The following is a 22013-nucleotide window of genomic DNA, read 5'->3' on the forward strand; positions in this document are numbered from 1 at the left end:
CTCGATGAAGAAACGCGTCGTCGCCTATCGCCGGCTGCCGGCCGCCGCCCTCGCTGTGCTCGAAACCCGCTGCGACCTGCGCGTCGTCGATGCCGACGACAACCGCGCCGCGTTTCTCGACGCGCTCGCGCACGCGCACGGCATCGTCGGCAACAAGTTGAAGATTACGCCTGAGCTGCTCGATGCGGCACCGTTGCTTGAAGCGGCATCGACAGTATCGGCCGGCTATGACGATTTCGACGTCGCACAGCTGACGCGGCGCGGCATCGTGCTGACCAACACGCCTGCCGAAGTGACCGAAACCACCGCAGACCTCGTATTCGCGTTGCTGCTGGCAGCAGCGCGCCGGATTGCCGAACTCGATGCATGGACACGGCGCGGCGCATGGCAGGCGTCGTCGGGGCCGCAGCAGTTCGGGGTCGATGTGCATCACAAGACGCTTGGCATCGTCGGGCTTGGCCGCATCGGTGCAGCCGTGGCGCGCCGCGCCGCACACGGCTTCGGCATGAAGGTGCTCTACACCAACCGCAGCCGCAACGCCGAAGCGGAAAGCGCATTCGGCGCCGAACGGCGCGAACTGGCCGAACTGCTGCGCGAAGCCGATTTCGTCTGCCTGCTGCTGCCGCTTTCCAGCGAAACCGAAAAGCTGATCGGCGCCGCGCAACTGAACCTGATGAAGCCCGACGCGATCCTGCTCAACTGCGGCCGCGGCCCGGTGGTCGACGAAGCCGCGCTGATCGACGCGCTGCGCGCACAACGCATTCGCGGCGCGGGCCTCGACGTCTACGAACACGAACCGCTTGGCGCGTCGCCGCTGTTCGAGCTGCCCAACGTGGTGCTGGCGCCGCATATCGGCTCGGCCACGCAGCAGACCCGCGAAGCGATGGCCGTACGGGCCGCGCAGAACGTGGCCGATGCGCTCGATGGAATTCTCGGCGCGACCTGTGTGAATCCCACTGCGGTCGAATTTCGCTCACCGTCTTCCGCGCGGCCCAGCCCGCCGCGCAACTAAACGCCTGAACGCCCAAACGCCTCACCGGACGCCCCACCGCCCTTCAGCCAAAGGACCCATCATGAACCAGACCAGCCGGCCCCACGGGGTCTATTCGCCCGTCGTCACGCCATTCGACCGATCGCTCGCCCCCGACCATCAACGCTACGTGCGCCATTGCAAATGGCTCGTGGATCAACAGGTCGGCCTCGCGGTGTTCGGCACCAATTCGGAAGCGAACTCGATGTCGGTGGACGAGAAGAAGCGGCTGCTCGATACGCTGGTGGGCGCCGGCATTCCGACCGACCGGATGATGCCCGGCACCGGCTGTTCCGCGCTGACCGATACCGTCGAGCTGACGCGGCATGCGCTATCGGTTGGCTGCAATCATGTGTTGATGCTGCCGCCGTTCTATTACAAGGGCGTCAGCGACGAAGGCCTGTTTCGCAGCTACGCGGAAGTGATCGAGCGGGTCGGTTCGGATGCGCTGCGGATTTACGTGTATCACATCCCGCAGGTTTCGCAGGTACCGCTGAGCCTCAATCTGATCGAGCGCTTGCTGAAGCACTATCCGCGCATCATCGCGGGCACCAAGGATAGTTCCGGCGACTGGAACAACACCAAGGCAATGCTCGAGCGCTTCCAGCCGCAGGGCTTCGACGTGTTCGCCGGCAGCGAGAATTTCCTGCTGGCCACGTTGCGCGGCGGCGGCGCGGGTTGCATTACCGCAACCGGCAATGTGAACCCGGCGGCGATCGTCGCGCTGTACGAGAACTGGCGCGGCGTCGATGCGGATGCGCGGCAGAAAGCGCTCGATGCGACGCGTGCGGTATTTGCGCGCTTCCCGATGATCCCGGCGTTGAAGGCGGCCATCGGCATCTATATGCACGACCGCGACTGGGGCACCGTGCGGCCGCCGCTGGTTGCGTTGAACGATGGGCAGCGCGACGAACTGGAAAGCGCGCTGGCGCAGCTCGAATTCTCGATGCCGGGGATCGAGGCGATGGCCTGAGTGTCAGGTGCGGCGCCGCGGCGCGTGATCTGACGCGCTGCGCTGTGTGCCTTTTGTTGCGCGACGTCATGCGCTTTTCGCTGCGTGACGTCACGCGCCTTTTGTTGCGCGACGTCGCGCCCATCGCGCGTTCCAGTTCGCTCTACGCGCTCTTCGGAAAATTCGACGGAAACAGCGCGCGCTGCGCTTCTTCGTCGCGCACGGTCTTGAACGGATGGCTCTTGCCGACCGCTCGCGCGCGCAACGCCGCGGGCCGCGCATCGATTGCGGCAAACCAGCGCTTGAGCTCCGGATAATCGCCGAGCGCATCTCTGCTGCCCTTGAACACACGCGACGCGCGTTCGATCCACCCCCACGCCGACATATCCGCGATCGTGTACGTGTCGCCGACGATATATTGCCGCCCCACCAGCCAATCGTTGAGCACCTGATAGTGCCGATCCGCCTCGCGACGATAGCGGTTCACCGCATAATCGATGCCCTCAGGCGCCGCATGCTGGAAATGCACCGCCTGCCCTGAAAAAGGCCCGAGACCGGTTCCAACGAACATCAGCCACGACAGCAGTTGCGGGCGATCGGCAGGTTTGCCGCCGAACTGGCCGGTCTTTTCGGCGAGGTACAGCAGGATCGCGGTCGAGTCGAACACCACTGCTTCGTGGCCATCCGGCCCATCCGTATCGACGATCGCGGGGACCTTGCCGTTCGGGTTGATCGCGCGAAACGCGGGCGTGTGCTGCTCGCCTTTGCTGGTATCGACCGGCACGACTTCATAGGGCAACGCGGCTTCTTCGAGAAACAGCGAGACCTTGGCCGGATTGGGCGTGGGATGGAAGTAAAAGCGAATCATCGAGGAGTCTCCTGAGTTCGTGTTATCGGTAACGCCCGTATTTTGCCGCGCAGGGGGTACAAAGCGCAAACACGCGAACGCGAATACGACCAGGCGAAGCCTTCATCGCCCCACCGCCTCGACTCCAGCGACCGCCCCCGCGCCGGCATGCACAACACCCGGTTCACCGAACACCGCCTGCATCACATGCCGCATTTCGTCGGCACGCGGAATCGATCCAAACGTGCCGTGACGCTCGACTGCGAGCGCCGCGGCACGTTGCGCGCATTCGATCGCCTGCGTCAACGGCGCCGCTTGCGAAAGCAGCGCCGCCAGCACGCCGCAAAACACATCGCCCGCGCCCGACGTATCGACCGCCACCACCGGCAACGCCGGCAGATGCACCGTCTGCCCCGCACGCACCAGCAACGCGCCGCGTGCGCCGAGCGTCACGACCACCCATTCGGGTCCGCGCGCGAGCAGCCAGCGCGCCGCCTGCTCCGGCTCGTCCAGCCTGGAGATGTCGCGAATCTCGCCCTCGTTGGCGATCACACCGGCACAATGTGCGAGCGCCGACGGATCCGGCCAGCACCACGGCGCGGCGTTGACGATCACCGCTGCGCCTTGATCGCGTGCATACCCGATCACTTCACGCGTGCAGTCGAGCGACAGGTTGCCCTGCATCAGCAGCGTATCGTCCGCCGCGATGTCGGCAATCTGCGCGACGACCTGCGATGGATCCAGCGCACGCGTACAGCCGGCCGCCGTGACGATCGAATTTTCGCCGCTGCGCGAGACGGTCACCACCGACATATCGGTTGCCACGTCGCAGCTCACGACACGCAACCCATGCATGCGCTCAGCCTCGAGCCGCTGGCGGATTCCAGCGCCCTCGCTGTCGTTGCCGACGCTCGCGTGGAACACCACCGCCGCACCGGCGCGATGCGCGGCCACCGCCTGGTTCAGCCCCTTGCCGCCGGGCGCGCGCTGCACCGCCACCGCCAGCACGGACTCGCCCGCGCGCGGCGCATGCTCGACGAGGAAGGTCATATCGGCAACCGCGTTGCCGACCACGAACAGCCGCTTCATAAGCGCGCCTTCAAGGCTTCCTTCATGAACACGTCGACCCGTTCGCGGTCGACCGGATTCCACCACACGCCATCGCGCTTCAGAAAACTGGCGATGATCACCGCATCCGCGACAGTGAACAGCTCGCCGATATTCGACGGGTTCACCCCTGAGCCGATCATCACCGGCAGCGAGGTGCCTTTGGCGATCGCCTGCAGTTCATCCATCGTGGCCGAATCGCCGGTGCGCTGGCCGGTGACGATCGCGGCGTCCGCGTCGAAAAACTCGACGTCGCGCGCAAGCTCCGCCAGCGACCGGTCTGCAGTGATCGCGTGCGCGCCATGTTTGACATGCACGTCAGCGATGATCTTGATGTCCGGCGCGCGCAAACGGGCACGATAACGCGTGGCCAGCGCCGCCGGCCCTTCGATAAAGCCCTCGTTGGCCACGTATGCATTGGCCCACTGGTTCACGCGCACGAACGACGCACCCGCCGCCTTCGCCACCGCCAGCGCCTGGATCGCGCCGTTGGCCAGCACGTTGATACCGACCGGCAGCCCGACCTCGCGCCGCACCGCGTCGGCAATCACGGCCATCGCCGCCGCTGTTTCAGGGCCGAGGTCCTCGGGCTTCGAGAACGGAATGTCGCCGTGATTCTCGACGATGATGCCGTCCAGCCCGCCCTGCGCATAGGCTTTCGCTTCGCGCACCGCGTAGTCGACCAGTTCGCCGACCGGCTGGCCTTCGTAGTGCGGCGCGCCCGGCAGCGGCAGACAGTGGATCACGCCGATCACCGCTTTGCGTCTGCCGAACAGGCTCTCGATCGCGTTGGGTTTTTGCTTGAAGACGGGTTGTGTGCTCATCTGATCGTATCCGCAGTAGACGTCAAACTTCGTAGCACGCACGGTGGAAATCGATTTCCAGTGCGAGAACCTTGGAGAAAATCGCGCTGCAGCGCCCGAAATCGAACTGCTGCTCGCTCCAGCCATCCACTTGTGCTCTCAACCATTGCACCTGCGCGCTGAAGGTCGGGTCCGCGTGCAGCGCGACCCATTCGCGTATGTAGCGGTTGTCGTTCGGTGTGCGGTTGGCGCGCGTGCACCAGGTGCCGTACATCCATTCCGCGGTCAGCATCGCGACGATCACGTCTTCATAGCTGCCTTGCTGCGCGATCTCCAGCATGCCGCTATCGAAGGCCGCGACCGCGGCGGGCAACGGCTGGTCGGCGTATGACGCCGGCAAATCCAGCGCCGCGACGGTACGGTCGAAGTACGGCACCTGCTCGGTGGACAATGCGTTCAGCACGCCGATCAGCCAGTGCTTCTGTTCGATCGACGGCGCCTTGATCAGCGCATGGCCGAAAATGCCGATCGCGGTTTCGACAAAGCGCCCCTCATACGACAGGTAGCGGCCAAACGCGTCAGCCGGTAGCCGGTTGCGCTCGATGTCGACCACGAAGCGGTGTTCCTGCATCGTCTGCCAGAGCTCGGTGTTGGCTGCGAGCAGGCGTTCCGAGTGAGTCGGTGAAGTGTGAGTGGTCATCTGCCGGAAGTCCCGTTATTTCTTTGACGATTTGTAGCGACCGAACACGCGCGTGTTCAACCAGATAGCGCCGAGGATGATCACGCCGGTGATGATCTGCGTGAAGAACGGCGAGATATGCATCAGGATCAGCCCGTTGCCGATCACCGCGATGGTCAGCGAGCCGAGGATCGTGCCGGTGATGGTGGCGCGCCCGCCCATCAGCGACGTGCCACCCAGCACCACCGCTGCGATCACATCCAGTTCGAAACCCACCGCCGCATTCGACGAACCGGAGCCGAGGCGCGACGCGAGAATCAGCCCGGCCGCAGCAGCAGCGAGACCCGTGAGCAGAAACACCGACGTCTTGATGCGCAGCGTCGGCATGCCGGCGCGCCGCGCGGCTTCCGCGTTCGCGCCGACCGCAACCACGCGGCGGCCATAGCGGCCCCGGTTCAGGTACACGTAACCGAGCACGCAGACGATCACCGCGATCAGCGCCGGCACAGGCACGCCGAACAGCGAACCCGTACCGATGAAATCGAAGCCCGTGCCCGGTTCGACCGGCACCGAAAAGCCCTTGGTCGAATACAGCGCGATGCCGCGCAGCGTCGACATCGTGGCCAGCGTGACGATGAACGACGGAATCGCCTGGCTGGCCGAGATCCAGCCTTGCAGCCAGCCGATCCCACCGCCGAGCGCGAGCGTCGCGAGCACCGCGGCGGGCCAGGGCACGCCGTGCTGGATCAGGATCGCAACCAGCGCATTGGTCAGCGCGGCCATCGAACCGACCGACAGGTCGATGCCGCCGGTCGTAATCACGAAGGTCATCGCGATCGCCACCACCAGGATCGGCGCGAGCTGACGCAGCACGTTCAGCGCATTGCCGGCGCTGAGAAAAGTATTGCTGCCAAGCGCAAACACCGCACAGCAGCCGACGAAAAAGCCGGCAATCGACAGCACCTGCGCATGATTGCTGAAGTAGTCGCGCGAACGCGAGCCGAGCTCGCGCTCGGTATAGGGCGTGGTGCTCATCCGTGTCTCCTTCCGACGATCAGCTGAACCAGTTCTTCGAGGCTCGTCTCGCCGAGCTGGCGCTCGGCGACCTTGGTGCCTTCGTACATCACCGCGATCCGGTCGCAGACCCGGAACAGGTCCTGCAGCCGGTGCGTGATCAGCACGACCGCCACGCCCTGCGCCTTGACGCGATTGATCAGGTCGAGCACCGCATCGACTTCGGCAACCGCGAGCGCCGACGTAGGCTCGTCCATGATCAGCACGCGCGGCGAAAACGACGCGGCGCGCGCGATCGCAATCGACTGCCGCTGACCGCCTGACAACTGTTCGACGGTACTGGTCAGGCTCGGAATGCGGATCTTCAGCCGGTCCAGCAGCGTGCGCGCTTCGGCCTGCATGCGCTTGCGCTGCAGCATGCCGCCCTTGCATAGTTCGCGGCCGAGAAACAGGTTGCCGACCACATCGACGGTGTCGCACAGGCTCAGGTCCTGATAGACCATTTCGATGTGGCGGGCGCGGGCGTCGGCGGGTCCGCTGAAGTGCACTTCCTCGCCGCCGACGTAGATCGAGCCGGCATCGGGCAAATACGTGCCAGCCATTACCTTGGTCAGCGTCGATTTGCCTGCGGCGTTGTCGCCGATCAGGCCGACACATTCGCCCGGGTAAAGATCGAGATCGATGCCGCGCAACGCGGGAAACGAGCCGAACGATTTGCGAATGCCCTTCATCGCCAGCACGGGAACGCGCGGCTGCGGCGCGGCAGCGGTGGCAAACGCCGACGGGGATGGCTGCATGGTCATGAGCGCCTGCATGGTCATTTCGCCGCAAACAGGCTGCGATAGGCGCCGACGTTGGCCTTCGTCACCCACGTCACCGGCGACACCACCACCTGCTGCACCGGCTTGCCGCGATGCGCGTTGTCGATCTGCGTGATCGCGTCGCGGCCCATCGAGGCCGGATCCTGCTGCAACACGCCGAGCACCGAGCCGCGCTCGATGCCGCGGATCACTTCAGGAGCCAGGTCCCAGCCGATCAGTTTCACCTTGCCGGCCCGCCCTTGCGCCTGCACCGCCGCAATCGCGCCGAGCATCGCCGGCTCGCCGGTTGCATAGATCGCGTCGAGATCGGGATTGGCGGTCAGCAGATTTTCGGCGGCCGACAGCGCGACGTCCTGGGTGTTCTGTCCATCGACCACGCCCGCTACCGTGACCTTGCCGCTCGCCGTCACGGCATCCTGAAAGATCTTCTGGCGCGTGTTCTGGATCACCGAACTCAGCGCGCCGACAATGCCGATATGCGCGGTACCTTGCGGATTCTTCGCGACGTAGTCCAGATAGCGCGTGGCCAGTTCCTTCGAGCCGACCGTGTTGTCCACCGCCACCTGCGACTTCTGCGGTCCGGGCGGCAATACCGCGTCGAGCCCGACCACCGGAATGCCGGCTGCCGTCGCGTTGCGGATTGCGCCGCGCACCGCATTGGCGTCGATCGCGTCGACCACGATGCCGTCGACCTTTTGCTGCACGTAATCGTCGATCGCGTTGACCTGCGCCGACGACGCGTCGTTGGCGTTGAACACCACCAGCTTGACGCCGCGTTTCTTCGCTTCCTCCTCGGCGCCCGCCCGCATCTGGTTGAAGAACGCCGCCTGTTGATTGATCACGATCAACGCGTAAGTCGGCGTGTCTGCCGCAGGCGCAGATGCGCTGAAGCCGGCAAGGCCCAATAGCGCGACTGAACAGCTAAACGCAACACGTAGTGCCTTATTCATAAACCCTCCAGAGTTCGGGCAAGCTGTCAGACGGAGATCGGCGGAGCCACGGAAGCCCGTTTCACGAGCTCCACCGGAAGACGGACTTCGGTTTCTGCGGGGTCGCCTTGCGACGCCGCGAGCATCAGCTCGACGGCACGCGCGCCCAGTTCGGCGATCGGCTGGCGGATCGCGGTCAACGGCGGATCGAACAGATGCAGCGGACCGGCATCGTCGAACACGATCAGCGACAGACGCTCGGGAACCGCCACGCCGGCGCGATGCAGCGCATCGAGCAGGCCGATCATGATTTCGCCGCTCGATACGAATACGGCGCTCGGCGGGCGCGCGAGGCTCAACAGCGCGCGCGCCGCGTCCTCGCCATGCGCGGGCGTGTACGGCCCGTACATTTCGAACGTGACTTCGGCGCCGGCCTGCGCCGCTGCATCGCGCAAGCCGGCAAAGCGGTCGCGCGTGCTGGCGAGTTCCGACGGCCCGCCGATGAAGGCAAGGCGGCGATGTCCCTGTTCGGCCAGATGTTCCCCGGCCAGCCAGCCGCCGCGATAGTTGTCGTACAGCACCTTGGCGCTGCGCACGCCGGGAATGTCTTCGTCGATCAGCACCAGACCGCGCGTGTCGTTCAGCGCCTCGACCAGTTCGGGCGTGTGGTAATGCGCGCTGACGAACAGCAGGCCGCTCACCTGGTTGCGGCGCATCCGCGTTACGTATTGCAGTTCGCGGCTCGCGTTGTTCGACGTCGAACTCAGCAGCACGCCGAGCCCCTGTGCTTCGGCGGCCTCCTCGACGGCCGCCGCGAGCAGCGCGAAGAACGGGTTGGCGATCGTCGGTATCACCAGGCCGATGGTGTCCGAACGCCCGCGGCCAAGGCTGCGCGCATGCAGGTTCGGCACGTAGCCGAGCTGACGGATCGCGGCATCGACGCGCTGCGCGGTGTCGGCGGGCAACACCAGGTTGGCGTTCAGATAGCGCGACACGGTGGTCATCGAGACGCCCGCCGTGCGTGCGACATCTTTCAAACCTGGTATCAAACGGCGTTGCGTCACGCGTGCCTCGCTGGAAGTTCGTCGAACAGGCGGTTGCTGCGCCCTGCTTTTGTAAAACGCTTTACCGGATTGAATGCAGCCATATCTTCGTTGTCAAGCAGATCGTAAAAAGATTTTTAAGGCGACGTGCGGCGTGAGATGCCCAGAGTTTTATCTAAAAGTGCCTTAAAAAAGGCACCAAAATGGTGTGCTCGCGTTTAGTGCATCCGCTGCATTAGCTTGCCTAAGCGTTTTTGACGGGTTGACGGTATTCGACAACTCGGCGTAAGTTCTCGTAAAGCGCTTTACTTGAGAATGCGCATTTACCCCGACGAGGCAAGCGATGACATCGTTTCATGCCGCGCTGCAACCACCCGGTCAAGCGACCATCGGCGTCGACAGCGGATACGTGATGACCGTGCTGGGGCCCGTGCCGGTCGGCGAGATGGGCATCACGTTGATGCACGAACACATCCTGATCGACGCGTCGAACAAGTGGGTGCCGCCCGCGTGTTGTGCAGGGCGTCATATCGGCGACGAGAAAGTTCACATCGGCATCCTCGGCGCGCTGCGGATGAATCCGCTGATGAACCGCGATAACTGCCGGCTCGTCGACGTCGATCTGGCCGTTCAAGAGCTGACGAAATTTCGCGAACTGGGCGGTGCGACGGTGGTGGATCCGACCAATATCGGTATCGGCCGCAATCCGGTCGCATTGCAGGAGGTCTCGCGCCGCACCGGCCTGCGTGTCGTGATGTCGACGGGCTTTTACCTCGAGCCTTCGCATCCGGCCTATGTGCGCGAACGTTCAGTCGACGAACTCGCCGAACAGTTGATGTTCGAAGTCGGTGCACTCGAACGCAAGCCCGAGGTTGCTGCGGGACTGATCGGCGAGATCGGCGTATCGGCCGCGTTTACCGCCGAAGAACAGAAGTCGCTGCGCGCGGCCGCGCGCGCGAGCGCCGCGACGCGCGTGCCGCTATCAGTGCATTTGCCGGGCTGGGTACGGCATGGCCACCGGGTACTCGACATCGTTGAAGCGGAAGGCGCGAATCTGCATCACACGGTGCTGTGCCATATGAATCCGAGCCTGTCCGATGTCGCCTATCAGCACTCGCTCGCGCAGCGCGGCGCGTGGCTCGAATACGACATGATCGGCATGGACTACTACTACGCGGACGAACAGGCCCAGTCGCCATCGGATGAGGAAAACGCGCGTGCGATCCGCGCGCTGATCGATGCGGGCTATGTAGACCGTGTGCTGCTTTCGCAGGACGTGTTTCTGAAGATGATGCTCACCTGCTACGGCGGTTTCGGTTACGGCTACATTCTCGAGCACTTCGTGCCACGCCTCAAACGGCATGGCGTGACCGACGCGCAAATCGAAACGATGCTGATCGCGAACCCGGCACGGGTGTTTTCTAGCCGCGCGAACGCCCGCTAATGACCCACCTCTCCACGAAGGAAATCGCATGAAAAAGAAAGTGCTGCTCGCAGGCGAATCGTGGACGTCCACTGCAACGCATGCCAAAGGCTTCGACCAGTTTGCGTCGATCACGCATCATAGCGGCGCGGATGCGTTTCTGAAGGTGTTCGAGCACGGCGACTACGCGATCACGCATATGCCCAGCCATGAAGCGCAAACGCACTTCCCGGCGACGCTGGAAGCGTTAAAGGCGTGGGACGCGATCATCCTGTCCGACATCGGCGCAAATACCTTGCTGCTGCACCCTGATACATGGATCAACAGCGTGCGCACGCCGAACCGGCTCAAGCTGCTGCGCGATTATGTCAGCGGCGGCGGCGCGCTGATGATGATTGGCGGGTATCTGAGCTTTCAGGGTATCAATGGCAGCGCGCGCTTTCGCAACACGCCGGTGGAGGACGTGTTGCCCGTGCGATGCCTGCCGTACGACGATCGTGTCGAAGTGCCGGAGGGCTTCACGCCGCAGATCGTCGCGGCGCATCCGGTGGTCGAAGGTCTCGGTGCGGATTGGCCACATCTGCTCGGTTATAACGAAGTCGAATTGAAGCCGCACGCGCAACTGATCGCCACAGTGCCCGACACCGGCCATCCGCTGCTCGCCGCGGGACGCTTCGGTGCGGGACGCACGCTGGCGTGGACTAGCGATATGTCGGTGCATTGGCTGCCGCCGGAGTTTTCGGCCTGGGACGGCTATGGACAGCTGTGGCGCAATTGCCTTGCGTGGCTGACTCAGGCGGAAGGCTGACAGGGCTTTTACAATCGGCCTCGGCATTGGACGATTCCAGTCCTATTTCGCGTTGGCAACGATTCGCGACGGCGTGGTGGTCTGGCCGAACGGCGTCGACATCGCGCCTGATGCCATGTATGACGAAGTGAATGGGCAAAATCCCGAGATTGCAAAATGGCACTCCGCGCACTTAAATCGAGCCCTTTAGACCATCACCGTGCCTGATCAATCGATACACGAACCAACCGGCGCGCACTCGCCGCAAAGCCTGCTTGCACTGTGCGCTGCCGGCCGCTTTGCCGAAGCGCTAAGTCTCATCGAAGCGCAGTCGGCTAGCGGCGCGCCACTCGACTCGCAAACTTTCGATCTCGCCGCGCTGTGCGCGCTTAGCCTTGGTCAAACGGCCGCGGCTGAAGCATGGTGGCGGCGCGCCATCGACGCGTGGCCCGAGGCTTCCGACGCTTACAACCACCTGGGAAAACTGCTCAAGGGGCAAGGACGTCTACAGGAGGCAGAAGCGGTCTACCGGCGTCTGCTTGCTATGCGCCCAGCGAGCGCGGAGGCGCTCAGCAACCTCGGCGCGGTATTGTTCGACTTGCAGCGCATCGCCGAGGCGGAAGCGCTCTGGCGCGAGGCGCTGCGCGTTCGGCCCGATTTCCCCGAAGCGCTTCACAATCTTGGCCGCGCGCTGCATGCACAAGGGCGCCTTGGCGAGGCCGAGCAAGCTTATCGCAACGCGTTGCTGCGGCTTCCCGACAGCATCGAAATCCACGTCAATCTCGGCAACGTGCTGCAACAGCAGGGCCGTCTTGCCGATGCAGAAACAGCCTATAGAGCCGCGCTTGCGCTACGCCCGGACATAGCGGCAGTTCACTACAACCTCGGCCATCTGCTAAAGATGCAAGGCCGCCTGACACAGGCAGAAGCCGCCTATCGCGACACGCTCGCGCTGCAACCCGACTATCCGATGGCTGCGTTCTCGCTCGCAGTCGTGCTGCTGCAGACGGGACGCTATGCGCAAGCGTGGCCGCTTTACGAAAGCCGCTTCGAGCAGCCGGGTACGATCTATCATCAAAGCGCGTCGCTGCTTGGCTGCCCGCGTTGGCGCGGCGAGCCGCTAGCCGGCAAAAGGCTGCTGGTATGGCAAGAGGATGGATTGGGCGACATGATCCAGTTCGGCCGTTATCTGCCCTTGCTCAAGGCCCGCGGTGTCGCGCATCTCGCGTTCGCTTGCCAGACGCCATTGCAACGTCTGTTTGACGCAGTGGACGGTGTCGACGAAGTGCTAAGCCACGAGGCGGCGTTCCCGCATGCGTCCGGCTACGATTACTGGCTAAGCCCGATGAGCGCGCCGGCCTTGATGGACACCACGCTCGACACCATTGCGCCACCGCTGCGCCTGCGTCCCGATTCTGCGCTGCTTGAACGATGGGGCGCGCAGCTCGCCGCGCTGCCCCAAGGACGCAAGGTGGGACTGGTCTGGCGCGGCAACTCCCGGCATCACAACGACGCGCATCGCTCGCTACCGTCGCTCGCTTGCCTCGCGCCGCTGTGGCAGGTGCCGGGTCTGAGCTTCGTCAGCCTGCAGAAAGGCGACGGCGAAAGCGAGGCACACCCTCCTCCCGCTGAACAACCGCTTCTGCACCTGGGTTCGGCGGTGACGGATCTGGCGGACACCGCCGCGATCGTCGCGCAACTCGATCTTGTGATCAGCGTGGATACGTCGACCGTGCATCTGGCTGCATCGCTCGGCGTCCCGTGCTGGGTGCTGTTGCCCGCACACGATCCCGACTGGCGCTGGATGAGCGAGCGCACCGACTCGCCGTGGTATCCGGGCGCGCTAAGACTGTTCCGCCGCGCTTCGCACGATGGCGACTGGCACGCCACCATCGCGCGGGTGTGCGACGCCTGTCGCGAAACCGTCAGCGCTTCCTAGCACGGCGCTCATGCACGCCGCGCACGCGCGGCGTGCCGACTCACTTCAGCTCCACGCGTCCACCGCATACTTCTCGAGTGCCGCATCGTCGAAGCCGAATCCCAGCCCCGGCCCGGTCGGCACTTTCAGCATGCCATCCGCGAATTCGAGTTGCCGGTCCACCAGCCTGCGGAAGTTCAGCACCTGGTCGTCCGGGAAAAACTCCACATAACGCGCGTTGGCCGTCGATGCGACCAGGTGCACGTGCAGATCGTGGAACCAGTGCGGACACATGGTCGCGCCCACCGCCGCGGCAGAGGCCGCGATGCGCCGCCATTCGCTGATGCCGCCGCACACTGCCGCGTCCGATTGCAGGATCATCGCCGCGCGCTTGTCGAGCAGTTCCTGATGCCGCCAGCGCCCCGCCTCGATCTCGCCGGTCGCAACCGTCACCGGCGTGCGCCGCGCCAGTTGCGCGTGGCTTTCGATATCGTCCGGGCTGAACGGCTCTTCGATCCAGTACGGATCGTATTTCTCATAGCGCCGCATATATTCGAGCGCGGTCGGCACGTCGGACCATGCATTGTTCGCATCGAGCATCAGCAGCACGTCCGGGCCGATCGCCGCGCGCGCCGCTGCAATGCGCTCTTCTTCGCCACGCGGGTCGAGCCGGCCGACCTTCATTTTCACCGCGCGAAAGCCCATCTCGACGTAGCTCGCCATTTCGTCGCCCAGATGTTGCGCGCTCTTGCCTTCGACGTAATAGCCGCCGCTCGCATAGGCCGGCACCTGCTCGACCGACATGCCGCCCAGATAGCGGCTCAGCGGCAGCCCGGCGGCACGCGCATTGCGATCCCACAGCGCCACGTCGAGAATCGACAGCGCGCGCATCACGCTGCCCGCACGGCCTTGCAGCAGCGATTCGCGATACAGGTCGAGCCATAGCCCTTCGACGTCGATCGCACTGCGCTCCATCAGCACCGGCGCGAACAGTTCGCGTACCGCGTGTGTGACCAGCGAACCGGCGCGGTGGCCGCCATAACAGAAGCCGACGCCCTGATGTCCGTCGGCGGTACGCACGCGCACCAGCGTGTAATCGCGCGCGCTCACCGCGCGCGTCGCAAACGAAGTGACGCGGTCGAGCGGCACGCGCACCGTGCGCGCCTCGACGGCGACGATGCGCGCGGCCGCTTGCCACGATGCCTGCAGATGTTCAGCTTTAGCCTGATTCATGACGTCTCATTTCACGAGTGAGGAAGATACGTATAGCGTCTGCGGTGCGCAGCTCGATGTCACGCTTAGCACGAGGCCTAGTTGGACGAAGCCGCCGCCACGCGCGACGTAACCGGACGACGGCTGTGCACGAACAACACCATCGCCGCCACGCCGGCGAAATCGATCAGCGCGCCGAACAGAAACGCGCTGTGATAGCCGCCGAAGTACTGGATCAGAAAGCCGGTCAAGGCCGGCCCGATAATGCCCGACAGGTTGCTCAGAAAATGAATGAAGCCGCCCACGCCGCCTTGCCGGTGCAGCGGCAGGATCTCGTGCTGCACGGCCCAGATCGACTGGCACGAACCGGTGAGAAACAGCAGCGCCGCGGCGATCAGCGCGACCGCCGACACCAATGAAGTTGCCGACGTGATGCTCAGCACCGCGACGCCCGACAACGCGAGTGGAATCGTCGCGACCAGCTTGCGCGCCTTCACCGGATCGTCCATCCGTTTGTAGATGAAGTCGCCCACGAGGCCACCGCCGAAATAACCGATTGCGCCGCAGATCCACGGAATCGACGTGATGATGCTCATCTGCTTCAGGTCCAGATGCATCACGTTGGTCAGATAACTCGGCAGCCAGGAGATAAACACGTACTGCGTGTAGTTGACCGCGAACAGCCCCGCGCCGAGCGCGAGCGTGCTCGGCCGGCGCAGATACGCGCCGAGCGTCATGCCGTCGTCTTCGACGTTCGCCACTTCGGCCGCGGCACGGCTTTCGTCGATCATCTGCGTTTCGCTCCGGTCGACGCGGCGATTCTGCGCCGGCTTGTCGGTCACGAAGAGGCGCCACACCACGAGCCACAGGAAACCGAGCGCCGCAATCACGATGAACGACGCACGCCAGCCGAAGCCCAGCGCGATCAACCCGACCACCGGCCCGGCAATCGCATTGCCGAGCGTTTGCCCGGAGAACGTGAAGCCGATCATCGTCGCGGTTTCGTGGCGCGGAAACCAGTTCGAGATGGTGCGGTTGGTGTTCGAACTCATCGGCCCTTCGCCGATGCCGAAAAAGACCCGGCACAGCAGCAGCGAAACGAAACCCGTGGCCGCCGCGGTCAGCCCGCAAAACAGCGACCAGATGCCCATCGCCCACGTGAACACGCGCAGCGTGCCCCACTTGTCGGCAAAATAGCCGCCGAGAAACGAGAAGATCGAATAGCCGATAAAGAACACGCTAAAGATGATGCCGAGCTGCGACGGCGACAGATCGAGGGTCTTGCCGACGATCGGCGCGACGATGCCGAGCGCCGCGCGGTCCATATAGTTGATCGCGCCGGCGGCAAACAGCAGGCATGCGACCACATAGCGATATTTACCGGTTTTCATATGTCTCCTGATTCGGGCTGACGGGCCGACGGGCTGACGTGCCTGTGTGCTGACGCGCGTGTCGAACGCGGTGCGCGGCGCGCGTTTGCGTTACCCGATTGCTATTGGTTGACCAGCTTCGCCGGCATTTGCGTAAGGATCAGCAACGCCGAAATACACAGCGAAGCCGCGATCAGATACAGGCTCGAATCCAGCGAATGGGTCAGCGTCTTGAGCCAGCCGACCACCGCCGGGCTGACGAAGCCGGCCAGATTGCCGGTCGAATTGATCAGCGCGATACCGGCCGCCGCGCCCGTGCCGCCGAGAAACGACGTGGGCAGCGCCCAGAACATCGGCAGCGCGGTCACCACGCCGCTCGCGGCAAGCGTCAGGCCGGTCAGCGCAATCCACGGGTTGCTGCCGGCAAACGCGCACAGCACGAAGCCACAGGCGGCGATCAGCTGCGGAATCACCACGTGCCAGCGCCGCTCGCGCGTTTTATCGGCGTGCCGTCCGACCAGGATCATCGAGATCAGCGCGCACAGATACGGCACGATGGTCAACAGGCCGATCGTCAGCGGGTCCGAGATGCCGGAGCTCTTGATGATGGTCGGCTGCCAGAAGCCCACCGCATACGAGCCCATCACGGTGCCGAACAGGATCAGGCAGCACAGCCACACCTTCAGCGAAGAAAACGTCTGGCCAAGCGACGAATGGCTCTTGCCGCGCGCTTCCGCGTCGATTTCGCTCTGGATGTGGGCGCGCTCGTGTTCCGGCAGCCAGCGTGCATCCTTGACACGATCGTCCAGAAAGAAATAAATGACCACGCCGAGCACCAGCGCGGGCAGCGCCTCGATAACGAACAGCCACTGCCAGCCGGCGATGCCGTGATAGCCCGCCATGCGCTGCAGGATCAGCCCCGACACCGGGCCGCCGACAATGCCCGACACCGGATTGCCCGCCATCAGGAACGCGACCATCTTGCCGCGCCGGCGTGCCGGGAACCAGTAGGTCAGGTACAGCACGAGCCCCGGGAAGAAGCCCGCTTCGGCAATGCCGAGCACGAAGCGCAAGACGTAAAACATGGTGGGCGACGTGACCCATGCGGTCAGCGCCGAGATCACCGCCCACGTCACCATGATGCGTGCGATCCAGCGGCGCGCGCCCAGCCGATGCAACAGCAGGTTGCTCGGCACCTCGAAGAAGAAATAGCCGACGAAGAAGATCCCCGCGCCGAAGCCATACATCGCCTCGCTGAAGTGCAGATCGTTGAGCATCTGCAGCTTCGCGAAACCGACGTTTACGCGGTCCAGATAGGCAACCACGTAACAGATGAACAGTAACGGCATGAAGCGCCATGTCACCCGCGCGTAAATCGAATCACTCGACGCGTCGCTGCCGTGCGCCGCTACCGCCATGCCGTTGCTCAAGGTCGTCTCCGTTTTTACGGTGGTCCTGCAATGGGACTGCCTGCTGCCCCGATGGCGAGCCTCTTTGACGGGCCACTCAACGGGCTGCGGGTACGGCAAGTAATCGCTTGCTCAACGTCCGATACGACGCCGCTTCGAGCAGCAGTCGATCTGAATATTTCGGCCACTGTAGAAGAAATCGGTGACGATTTCAAGAGAAAGCGCTTACTCAAATAACGATGCGCTGACTATACTGGCGCACTTGCCGCACCGTCGCGGCGCCCTTTCAGGAGACGAACCCATGTGGCAACAGGCTGAGCGCTACCCCGACCCGCGCGTGATCTCGCTCGATCCGTCGTTCGACCGGTACCGCGTCGCGTTTTCCGCGGTCGAGCGGCTTGCGACCGGTTATCGCTGGACGGAGGGGCCGGTCTGGTTCGGCGACGGCCGCTATCTGCTGTGGAGCGACATTCCGAACAACCAGATGCTGCGCTGGGATGAAGAGACCGGTGCGGTCAGCGTGTTTCGCAAGCCGTCGAACTTCGCGAACGGCAACACGCGCGACCGCCAGGGGCGGCTCGTGACCTGCGAGCACGGCCGGCGCGTGACGCGCACCGAATATGACGGCAGCGTGACCGTGCTGCTCGACCGGTTCGAAGGCAAACGGCTCAATTCGCCGAACGACCTGGTGGTCAAATCGGATGGCTCGATCTGGTTCACCGATCCGCCGATGGGGATCGCGGGCTTCTATGAAGGCAACAAGGCCGAGCAGGAGTTGCCGCATTCGGTGTACCGCATCGACGGCGCGAGCGGTGAAGCCGAGGTCGTCACGCGCGATCTGAAAGGACCGAATGGTTTGTGTTTTTCGCCGGACGAGAAACTGCTGTACATCATCGAATCGCGCGGCGTGCCGAACCGGCTGATCCACGTGTACGAGATGTCGGCCGATGGCCGCCGTATCGGCGCGGGCCGGGTGTTCTTCGATGCCGGCGCCGGCACCATCGACGGCATGCGCGCCGATGTCGACGGCAACCTGTGGTGCGGCTGGGGCATGGGCAGCGACGAGATGGATGGCGTGATGGTGATCTCGCCGGCCGGCAAGATCATCGGCCGCATTGCGCTGCCGGAGCGCTGCGCCAACCTGTGCTTCGGCGGGCGCGCGCGCAACCGGCTCTTTATGGCCTCGTCGCAGTCGATCTATTCGGTGTTCGTCAACACGCAAGGCGCAGTGGGCGGCTGACGGCACACGCGTGCCTGCAATGCAGGCTCAACGTTGATACTGCCGCAACTTCTTTTCAATCGAAGGATCGCCGACATTGGCCGCCGTCAGCACCAGCACCTCGATGCTGATCGACGGCGGCACCCGCTCGCCCGCCTCGGCCTTCAGCAGCGTCTGCATCGCGGTATAGCCCATCTGATACGCGTCCTGCGCGACCACCGCGTGCAGAAAGCCGCTTTGCAGATACTGCTTGAATGCCGGCCGGTAATCGAAGCCGACCAGCTTCGGGCGCGGCGTCATACCGAGTGTGTCGACCGCGCGCAACGCGGCGAGCGTGGTGAAGTCGGTCGGCGTGAAGATCGCGTCGAGCGGATTGGCCGGCGCACGCTCGTGGTATGCCTTGATCGCATCGACGGCGGCGAGTTCGGGCTCGTGAATGCCGTGGCCGATATACGCGTCGACCACCACCTCGAAGCCGAGCTGCTTCGCCGCGTCGACAAAGCCCTTCTCGCGTGCGCTGGTCGACACCACGTCCGGTGCGAGCCTGAGCACGGCGATCTTCGCACCGCGCGACAACACGCCTTGCAGCGTGCGCGCCGCGCTGCGCCCTGCTTCGTAATTGTCGGTGGAAATGGTGGATAGGCCGCGGTAGTCCTTGCTCGGCCGATCGACGAACACGACCGGCACGGGCAATTCGACCGGCGTCGCGATACCGGTAACCGGAATCGGCGCGAGGATGATCGACTTCACGCCCGCGTCGATCATGCGCTGCACCAGCTTGAGTTGCAGATTATCCGACGTGGTGCGCGGGTCGTCGTCCATCGGGCTGCGTACGGTGACCTGCACGCGGCGATCGCCGGCGGCCTGCTCGATGCCCGCTTCCATCGCGCGCCAGAATTCGCTTTGCGCGCCCGCGAGCACCGCGCCGTAGTCGGCTGCATGCGCGATCGACACCACCGGCACCGCGGGCACCATGCCGCCCGCGCCCAGCAGCCCCGCCGCGCACACCGCGCATAGCAGCGTGCCGCGCCGACTTCGCGGTCGGGCCTGCAGCCACCGCCGCAGCCCATCTCGCCACCAAGCTTGCACGGCATGCATGCTGCCCATCGCGTCACCTGTTGCGTATGGCTGTGGCCGGCACCGCATGCCGGCCTTGCATACCGTCACGCACATGCAGCCCAACGCCAATTCCGACCGAAGCTCGAACACTGTTATGCTCAGCCTTGCTTACTATACTAGGAAGCTGGGTTCGAGCGGAGGGTCCGACTTGCTGCGGCGAGGCAAAACCATCCGGCCTGACGCGCCAGAGCCTGATGCCGCGTACGGCCATCCCGAGGTCTCCGGCGCGACCGATGCGGATCGCGCAAGCAGCGCGCTGCGCGCACGGATACCGGCCGCCGGCAACGCCGAAGCCTGGCAGGCGGTCGAGGGCATCCGCCGCAGTATCGGCATACGTCTGCTGATTGGCGTCCTGCTGTTCAGCTCCGCGATCACGCTGATCCTCACCGCCGTGCAGCTTTACCTCGACTTCCGCTACAGCGTCGAGCTGATCGAACGGCGTCTGAACGATATCGGCGAAGGCTACCCCGGCATCATCGGCGAAAGCCTGTGGCATCTGGACCGCGAGCATCTGCGCATCGAACTCGAGGGCATTCTGAAATTGCCGGACGTGCGCGCGGTCACCGTGCGCGAAGTGGGCACCACGCACCCGCTGGTGATTTCGGTCGGCGAGCGGCACGGCGGCCCGGTGCTCACGCGCGAACTGCCGATCAACCGCGAGGTCGAGGGCAAGCAACGCCAGATCGGCACGCTGTATGTCGAAGCGACCTTGAGCGATGCGTATCGGCGGCTGTTCGGCGAGGCGCTCGTCATTCTGATCAGCCAGGGTGCGAAGACCTTTCTGGTTTCGCTGTTCATCATTTTCTTTTTTCACTGGCTGGTCACACGGCATCTGAAAACGGTTGCGCAGTTCATGCGCAGCTACGACTTTCATCGGCCTGTCACGCCGCTGCTGCTCACCCGCCGGGCGCCCGCCGAACCCGATGAACTCGACCAGGTCGTCACGTCGTTCAACGATCTGTGCGGCAGCTTGCAAACCGCCTATCGCAAGCTGAAAACCGCTAACGAAGCGCTTGCGCAGGACGTCGCGGTGCGCATCAGGAAAGAGGAAGCGCTGCGCGAGGCCGAGCAGCGTTACCGGCTGCTGTTTCATCACATGCCGATCGCGCTGATCCAGATGCGCGGCAAGTTCGATGCGTTTGCCGCGCTGCATGCCGCGGGCGTCTGCGATCTGGCCGCGCACCTGAAGGAACACCCCGACGTATTGCGCGATCTGATGTCGACCGTGGTGATCGACGAGGTCAATGCGCGCGCAGTCGAACTGTTTCGTGCCGGCGACGCCGCACAACTGGTCGGACCCGCCGGGCGGCTGTGGAGCGAAAGCCCCGATACGCTGCGCAATGCATTCGTCAGCCGCTTTCGCGGCGACGCGCGCTTTTCCGAAGAGATGCGGGTGGTCGCGCTCGATGGCCGCGTGATCGACGTGCTATGCACGCTGTCGCGGATGCAGCCGATCAGCCCGACCAGCTCGACGCTGATGGCGCTGGTCGACATCACCGAACGCGTACGCGCACGCGACAAGCAACAGCAGCTTGAAAGCGATCTGGCGCATGCCGGACGCATTTCATTGCTCGGCGAGCTGATGGCGTCGATCGCGCATGAGATCAACCAGCCGCTCGGCGCGGTATCGGCGAGCGCGCAGGCGATGCAGAACTGGCTCGACCGGCCGCAGCCCGATATCCATGAGGTGCGCGAACTGGCCGCGCTGACGCTGGCCTCCGCGCGGCGCGCCAGCGACATCATCGTGCGCACGCGCGCGATGGCCGTGAAAGGCCTGCCGCGCCACGAGCGCATGCACCTCGACGACGTGGTCGACGAAGCGCTGCTGCTGCTGCGCCATGAAGCCCAGGTGAAAGGCGTTGAAATCGTGCACCGGCCCGATCGCGCCGCGCCGGCCATTCTCGCGGACCGCACGCAGCTGCAGCAGGTGATCGTCAATCTTGCGATGAATGCGATTCAGGCGCTCACCGCGGCCGGCGCCGGCAAGGGACGAATCCTGATCACGGTGCATGCGGTGGCCGACGTGCCTGAGCCCGGCGCGGTCACGTGCCGGGTCGAAGATAATGGCCGCGGTATCAGACAGGATCATCTGAAACGGCTCTTCAACCGTTTCTTTACGACCAGCGAATCGGGCATGGGCATGGGCCTCGCGATTTGCCGCACCATCATCGACGCGCATGGCGGCCACATCGCAGTCGATAACGAATCGCTGCTAGGCGGCGCGCGTTTTTGCTTCACGCTGCCCGCCGCGCCGGCGTAAAGAATCGCGCAGGTGGCCTGCAGACAGCAGCGATCGCGTACATCGCGACATCACTGCAAACGCGCGGCACG

General features: G+C 64.3%; 19 protein-coding genes. 7 read left to right on the forward strand and 12 right to left on the reverse strand.

The features are described from left to right. Positions 1 to 4: 4 nt before the first annotated feature. Together ACYVNQ_RS33450 and ACYVNQ_RS33455 are read left to right on the forward strand one after the other, a co-directional pair. The gene (locus ACYVNQ_RS33450) at positions 5 to 1012 is read left to right on the forward strand and encodes a 2-hydroxyacid dehydrogenase (protein WP_460909183.1); all 1008 of its coding nucleotides are present in this window, start codon (positions 5 to 7) and stop codon (positions 1010 to 1012) included. 61 nt (positions 1013 to 1073) lie between these two features. Then, positions 1074 to 2003, forward strand: a complete 930-nt coding sequence (locus ACYVNQ_RS33455; RefSeq protein ID WP_460909186.1) for a dihydrodipicolinate synthase family protein — start codon at positions 1074 to 1076, stop codon at positions 2001 to 2003. Positions 2004 to 2145: 142 nt separating this feature from the next. On the opposite strand, the gene ACYVNQ_RS33460 is transcribed toward ACYVNQ_RS33455, so the two are convergent. From ACYVNQ_RS33460 to ACYVNQ_RS33495, 8 genes are all read right to left on the reverse strand, one after another. After that, on the reverse strand, positions 2146 to 2850 hold the full coding sequence (locus ACYVNQ_RS33460) for a glutathione S-transferase family protein (RefSeq protein WP_460909188.1): 705 nt from the start codon (positions 2848 to 2850) through the stop codon (positions 2146 to 2148). A gap of 102 nt (positions 2851 to 2952) precedes the next feature. Beyond that, entirely contained in the window at positions 2953 to 3918 is a 966-nt protein-coding gene (locus ACYVNQ_RS33465) for a ribokinase (RefSeq protein WP_460909190.1), read from the reverse strand. Then, positions 3915 to 4760, reverse strand: a complete 846-nt coding sequence (locus ACYVNQ_RS33470) for a BtpA/SgcQ family protein (protein ID WP_460909193.1) — start codon at positions 4758 to 4760, stop codon at positions 3915 to 3917. The genes ACYVNQ_RS33465 and ACYVNQ_RS33470 overlap by 4 nt, the downstream gene beginning before the upstream one ends. A 22-nt stretch (positions 4761 to 4782) precedes the next feature. Continuing rightward, positions 4783 to 5439: a TenA family protein gene (locus ACYVNQ_RS33475; RefSeq protein WP_460909195.1), complete on the reverse strand. Its 657-nt coding sequence runs from the start codon at positions 5437 to 5439 to the stop codon at positions 4783 to 4785. Between the two features lie 15 nt (positions 5440 to 5454). Then, positions 5455 to 6453 carry an ABC transporter permease gene (locus tag ACYVNQ_RS33480; protein WP_460909197.1) on the reverse strand — a complete coding sequence of 333 codons (999 nt, stop codon included), beginning with the start codon at positions 6451 to 6453 and terminating at the stop codon, positions 5455 to 5457. Beyond that, the gene (locus ACYVNQ_RS33485) at positions 6450 to 7235 is read right to left on the reverse strand and encodes an ATP-binding cassette domain-containing protein (protein WP_460909199.1); all 786 of its coding nucleotides are present in this window, start codon (positions 7233 to 7235) and stop codon (positions 6450 to 6452) included. The genes ACYVNQ_RS33480 and ACYVNQ_RS33485 overlap by 4 nt, the downstream gene beginning before the upstream one ends. A 14-nt stretch (positions 7236 to 7249) precedes the next feature. After that, entirely contained in the window at positions 7250 to 8203 is a 954-nt protein-coding gene (locus ACYVNQ_RS33490) for a substrate-binding domain-containing protein (protein WP_460909201.1), read from the reverse strand. A 26-nt stretch (positions 8204 to 8229) separates the two neighbouring features. Continuing rightward, complete coding sequence (locus ACYVNQ_RS33495) at positions 8230 to 9186, reverse strand: LacI family DNA-binding transcriptional regulator (RefSeq protein ID WP_460909203.1); 957 nt, start codon at positions 9184 to 9186, stop codon at positions 8230 to 8232. A gap of 382 nt (positions 9187 to 9568) precedes the next feature. Here ACYVNQ_RS33495 and ACYVNQ_RS33500 point away from each other — a divergent pair, with 382 nt between their 5' ends. The 3 genes from ACYVNQ_RS33500 to ACYVNQ_RS33510 all read left to right on the forward strand — a co-directional run bounded on the left by ACYVNQ_RS33500 (position 9569) and on the right by ACYVNQ_RS33510 (position 13374). Beyond that, positions 9569 to 10669, forward strand: coding sequence for a phosphotriesterase family protein (locus tag ACYVNQ_RS33500; protein WP_460909205.1), 1101 nt, complete (start codon positions 9569 to 9571; stop codon positions 10667 to 10669). 28 nt (positions 10670 to 10697) lie between these two features. Continuing rightward, positions 10698 to 11456: a glutamine amidotransferase gene (locus ACYVNQ_RS33505; protein WP_460909207.1), complete on the forward strand. Its 759-nt coding sequence runs from the start codon at positions 10698 to 10700 to the stop codon at positions 11454 to 11456. 199 nt (positions 11457 to 11655) lie between these two features. Continuing rightward, on the forward strand, positions 11656 to 13374 hold the full coding sequence (locus ACYVNQ_RS33510) for a tetratricopeptide repeat protein (RefSeq protein WP_460909210.1): 1719 nt from the start codon (positions 11656 to 11658) through the stop codon (positions 13372 to 13374). A 45-nt stretch (positions 13375 to 13419) separates the two neighbouring features. Here the strand turns inward: ACYVNQ_RS33510 and ACYVNQ_RS33515 are convergent, their stop codons facing one another. From ACYVNQ_RS33515 to ACYVNQ_RS33525, 3 genes are all read right to left on the reverse strand, one after another. Continuing rightward, the gene (locus ACYVNQ_RS33515) at positions 13420 to 14586 is read right to left on the reverse strand and encodes a mandelate racemase/muconate lactonizing enzyme family protein (protein WP_460909212.1); all 1167 of its coding nucleotides are present in this window, start codon (positions 14584 to 14586) and stop codon (positions 13420 to 13422) included. A gap of 77 nt (positions 14587 to 14663) precedes the next feature. After that, positions 14664 to 15956: an MFS transporter gene (locus ACYVNQ_RS33520; RefSeq protein WP_460909214.1), complete on the reverse strand. Its 1293-nt coding sequence runs from the start codon at positions 15954 to 15956 to the stop codon at positions 14664 to 14666. Between the two features lie 101 nt (positions 15957 to 16057). Next, positions 16058 to 17353, reverse strand: a complete 1296-nt coding sequence (locus tag ACYVNQ_RS33525; RefSeq protein ID WP_460911199.1) for an MFS transporter — start codon at positions 17351 to 17353, stop codon at positions 16058 to 16060. Between the two features lie 292 nt (positions 17354 to 17645). Here ACYVNQ_RS33525 and ACYVNQ_RS33530 point away from each other — a divergent pair, with 292 nt between their 5' ends. Continuing rightward, positions 17646 to 18584: an SMP-30/gluconolactonase/LRE family protein gene (locus ACYVNQ_RS33530; RefSeq protein ID WP_460909216.1), complete on the forward strand. Its 939-nt coding sequence runs from the start codon at positions 17646 to 17648 to the stop codon at positions 18582 to 18584. 27 nt (positions 18585 to 18611) lie between these two features. Here ACYVNQ_RS33530 and ACYVNQ_RS33535 read toward each other — a convergent pair whose 3' ends face one another. Next, a complete protein-coding gene (locus tag ACYVNQ_RS33535; protein WP_460909218.1) occupies positions 18612 to 19670 on the reverse strand; it encodes a substrate-binding domain-containing protein in 1059 nt (352 codons plus the stop codon). A gap of 106 nt (positions 19671 to 19776) precedes the next feature. On the opposite strand from ACYVNQ_RS33535, the gene ACYVNQ_RS33540 reads away from it, so the two are divergent. After that, on the forward strand, positions 19777 to 21942 hold the full coding sequence (locus tag ACYVNQ_RS33540; RefSeq protein ID WP_460909220.1) for a sensor histidine kinase: 2166 nt from the start codon (positions 19777 to 19779) through the stop codon (positions 21940 to 21942). The last annotated feature ends 71 nt before the right edge of the window (positions 21943 to 22013 follow it).

The organism is Paraburkholderia jirisanensis, from assembly GCF_054782355.1.

What these genes read in the sequence shown, in the direction of transcription:
- ACYVNQ_RS33450 (WP_460909183.1), top strand. Translation starts at nt 5, where the DNA reads ATGAAGAAACGCGTCGTCGCCTATCGCCGGCTGCCGGCCGCCGCCCTC.
- ACYVNQ_RS33455 (WP_460909186.1), top strand. Translation starts at nt 1,074, where the DNA reads ATGAACCAGACCAGCCGGCCCCACGGGGTCTATTCGCCCGTCGTCACG.
- ACYVNQ_RS33460 (WP_460909188.1), bottom strand. Translation starts at nt 2,850, where the DNA reads ATGATTCGCTTTTACTTCCATCCCACGCCCAATCCGGCCAAGGTCTCG.
- ACYVNQ_RS33465 (WP_460909190.1), bottom strand. Translation starts at nt 3,918, where the DNA reads ATGAAGCGGCTGTTCGTGGTCGGCAACGCGGTTGCCGATATGACCTTC.
- ACYVNQ_RS33470 (WP_460909193.1), bottom strand. Translation starts at nt 4,760, where the DNA reads ATGAGCACACAACCCGTCTTCAAGCAAAAACCCAACGCGATCGAGAGC.
- ACYVNQ_RS33475 (WP_460909195.1), bottom strand. Translation starts at nt 5,439, where the DNA reads ATGACCACTCACACTTCACCGACTCACTCGGAACGCCTGCTCGCAGCC.
- ACYVNQ_RS33480 (WP_460909197.1), bottom strand. Translation starts at nt 6,453, where the DNA reads ATGAGCACCACGCCCTATACCGAGCGCGAGCTCGGCTCGCGTTCGCGC.
- ACYVNQ_RS33485 (WP_460909199.1), bottom strand. Translation starts at nt 7,235, where the DNA reads ATGACCATGCAGCCATCCCCGTCGGCGTTTGCCACCGCTGCCGCGCCG.
- ACYVNQ_RS33490 (WP_460909201.1), bottom strand. Translation starts at nt 8,203, where the DNA reads ATGAATAAGGCACTACGTGTTGCGTTTAGCTGTTCAGTCGCGCTATTG.
- ACYVNQ_RS33495 (WP_460909203.1), bottom strand. Translation starts at nt 9,186, where the DNA reads ATGACCACCGTGTCGCGCTATCTGAACGCCAACCTGGTGTTGCCCGCC.
- ACYVNQ_RS33500 (WP_460909205.1), top strand. Translation starts at nt 9,569, where the DNA reads ATGACATCGTTTCATGCCGCGCTGCAACCACCCGGTCAAGCGACCATC.
- ACYVNQ_RS33505 (WP_460909207.1), top strand. Translation starts at nt 10,698, where the DNA reads ATGAAAAAGAAAGTGCTGCTCGCAGGCGAATCGTGGACGTCCACTGCA.
- ACYVNQ_RS33515 (WP_460909212.1), bottom strand. Translation starts at nt 14,586, where the DNA reads ATGAATCAGGCTAAAGCTGAACATCTGCAGGCATCGTGGCAAGCGGCC.
- ACYVNQ_RS33520 (WP_460909214.1), bottom strand. Translation starts at nt 15,956, where the DNA reads ATGAAAACCGGTAAATATCGCTATGTGGTCGCATGCCTGCTGTTTGCC.
- ACYVNQ_RS33525 (WP_460911199.1), bottom strand. Translation starts at nt 17,353, where the DNA reads ATGGCGGTAGCGGCGCACGGCAGCGACGCGTCGAGTGATTCGATTTAC.
- ACYVNQ_RS33530 (WP_460909216.1), top strand. Translation starts at nt 17,646, where the DNA reads ATGTGGCAACAGGCTGAGCGCTACCCCGACCCGCGCGTGATCTCGCTC.
- ACYVNQ_RS33535 (WP_460909218.1), bottom strand. Translation starts at nt 19,670, where the DNA reads ATGGGCAGCATGCATGCCGTGCAAGCTTGGTGGCGAGATGGGCTGCGG.
- ACYVNQ_RS33540 (WP_460909220.1), top strand. Translation starts at nt 19,777, where the DNA reads ATGCTCAGCCTTGCTTACTATACTAGGAAGCTGGGTTCGAGCGGAGGG.